This window comes from Pseudoalteromonas sp. SWXJZ10B, from assembly GCF_015864475.1.
GTDB classification, from domain to species: Bacteria; Pseudomonadota; Gammaproteobacteria; order Enterobacterales; family Alteromonadaceae; genus Pseudoalteromonas; species Pseudoalteromonas arctica.
Map to the genome: position 1 here is coordinate 1 of NZ_JADYXD010000055.1, position 1427 is coordinate 1427.

Consider the following 1427-nt stretch of genomic DNA (forward strand, 5'->3'; position numbering starts at 1 on the left):
TAATGCCGATCAGTTAAGAAAATGACCGGTTGACCGATCCAAACGATCATGCAAAATCCGTAGTTAGGAAACTAACTACGGATTTTTTTGTGAATATAGAACAAGCACTGCAAGCAACACTTGAAGAAAGCAGCCGATACCATACCTTTGAAAAATTATCAGATATTCTTGACCCTGAAATCATTGAACAAGGTTTTCAACAAGCTGGGATTGCAACCGTTCGTAAGCGAAGGTTACCGCTTGAGGCCGTTTTGTGGTCAGTTATTGGCATGGCATTGTTTCGAAAAGAATCGGTTTGGAATATCGCTAATAAGCTAGATATCATGTTACCAGGCAAGAACCAACTCGTTGCTCCAAGTGCGATGGTACAGGCGAGACAAAGGTTAGGTGATGATTCCGTTAAACACGTTTTCAATAAATCTGCTCAATCAATGTATAAGCAACAGTCATTCGAAACATGGAATGGTTTGAACCTATTAGCTGTTGACGGTGTTGTGTGGCGAACAGCCGACACGCCTGATAATCGTAAAGCCTTCTCTTCTGGTAGCAACCAATACGGTGATACAGCCTTTCCTCAAATACGCATGGTCTGTCATATGGAATTGACCAGCCATCAACTGCTCAGTAGCGAGTTTGATAACTATAAAACCAACGAGATGAAATTAGCTGAGCGTTTAATTGAACGTACACCAGATAATTCACTGACTATGTTTGATAAAGGATATTATTCTTTAGGCCTGTTAAATCGTTGGCACCAAACTGGGAAGATGAGGCACTGGCTGATACCAGCAAGGCCCGACTTACAGTATGAAATCATCTCCAGCGCGGGTAAAAATGACCATATCATTGAATTGAAAACAACAAAGCATGCACAAAAAAACTTTCCCGATGTTCCTGAAACGATTAAAGCGAGATTAATCAGTAAAACAATAAAGGGTAAAAGCTACCGTATATTAACCTCGATGACGGATAGATTGCGTTATCCAGGTAATGAAATTGTTGAATTATATTGTCATCGTTGGGAGATAGAACTTGGGTTTAGAGAAATCAAACAAACCATGCTTGATAGCGCATACCATTTAAGAAGTAAGCGTCCAGACATGGTGCGTCAGGAGCTATGGGGCGTGTTACTCGCCTATAATTTAATACGAAGAATAATGACGATGGCGGCGACGGTCACAGGGATATGGCCTAACCAGCTTAGTTTCTCTAGCAGTTCGATGGCTGTCATTCAGTATTTCTCGTCAGTATCTATAATGAGTCCAGGGAACATTCCAATACACTGGCAGCACTTACTCAATACACTGGTCTTATTTAAGCTTCCAGCTAGACGAGAGGATAGAAGATATCCCCGATGGGTTAAGCCAAAACCATCTAAGTATCCCCATAAAAAGAAAAATGCCAGTCAGCTTAACTGACTGGCATTA

The 1427-nt window shown here is 41.2% G+C and carries 1 protein-coding gene; it reads left to right on the forward strand.

Annotation, left to right across the window (positions count from 1 at the left end):
* Window positions 1-89 precede the first annotated feature (89 nt).
* Window positions 90-1418 carry an IS4 family transposase gene (locus I6F54_RS20145; RefSeq protein ID WP_442960974.1) on the forward strand — a complete coding sequence of 443 codons (1329 nt, stop codon included), beginning with the start codon at window positions 90-92 and terminating at the stop codon, window positions 1416-1418.
* Window positions 1419-1427 lie beyond the last annotated feature (9 nt).